The organism is Mesorhizobium sp. M1E.F.Ca.ET.063.01.1.1, from assembly GCF_003998155.1.
In the GTDB taxonomy this organism is placed as follows: domain Bacteria; phylum Pseudomonadota; class Alphaproteobacteria; order Rhizobiales; family Rhizobiaceae; genus Mesorhizobium.
Genome location: NZ_RZSC01001266.1, coordinates 1 through 998, shown reverse-complemented (window position 1 = coordinate 998; position 998 = coordinate 1). Strand labels below are relative to the sequence as shown.

Annotated in this window: 2 protein-coding genes; both read right to left on the bottom strand. The window is 64.4% G+C overall.

What is annotated here, in order from left to right; genetic code table 11:
* On the bottom strand, positions 1-477 hold a 477-nt coding region (locus EOA29_RS37820), incomplete at its 3' end, for a flagellar hook-basal body complex protein (RefSeq protein ID WP_127222480.1).
* Between the two features lie 184 nt (positions 478-661).
* Positions 662-998, bottom strand: a 337-nt coding sequence (locus EOA29_RS37815; protein WP_145970099.1) for a winged helix-turn-helix domain-containing protein, incomplete at its 5' end; no start/stop codon positions are given.

Sequence of the window (998 nt, the reverse complement as noted above, 5' to 3'; positions counted from 1 at the left end):
GCTCGGCGTCGCCGTCATCTCCTGGTCGGAGATCTGCACCGGCACCAGGCCTTCGAAGCCGTTGGCGGTCGCGGCCGGATCGCCATTGGCGTAGCTGTAGGCCATGAGCTGGTAGCCCGCGGCATTTACCAGCCGACCCTCGGCATCCGGAATGAAGGCGCCGGCGCGGGTGAGATAGGGTGTGCCGCTCGGATCCTGCACGACGAAGAAGCCGTCGCCGTTGACGGCGAGGTCGGACACCGAGGTGGTGTACTGAAGAACACCTTGCGAGCTGATGGCGGAGCGGATCGTCGTCGTGACGCCGCCCGAATTGTAGGCGCCGCCGGTGGTCGGCATGATCAGCGTCGAGAATTCAGCGGAGGAGCGCTTGTAGCCGGTGGTGTCGGAGTTGGCGATGTTGTCGGCCACCGTGGACAAGCGGTTGGCCTGCGCGTTCATACCGGAGACGCCGGTCCGCATCATTCCGTAGAGGCTCATAGATACATCTCCTCGATGCACGAAGCGCGTCGCGTCGGGGCGGCGCGCTTTATGTCTTTGTTTGATGCATGCCGTTCTCCCAAAACCGCTGCGCACTTTTGGGCGGCATGCACTAGGTCAGAGGCCATGAGGGTAGGCTTCGTGTCTTGCGCGAGGCTGGCGCGGACCGTGCCGGCGGCAGCCATCAGAACACCAGCCGGTAACCGAGGAACCGCTTGGAATCGATCGGGTCGTGGCCAAGCTTCTCGCGCAGTTTCTTGCGCAGCTTCGAGATGTGGCTCTCGACCACGTTCTCCTCGACCTCTTCGTCGAAGATGCCGTAGATGGCGTTGAACACCTGCGTCTTGGTCACGCGGCGGCCGCGATTGCTGGCCAGATATTCCAGGATGCGCCGCTCGCGCCGCGGCAGCGGCAGCGGCTCGCCGTCGATCTCCGGATCGCGGCCGTCCATGAAGATGCGCATCGAGCCGACTTCGGTGTAGGCGGCCTCTTCATGGGCGCGGCGGCGGATGGCGGTGATG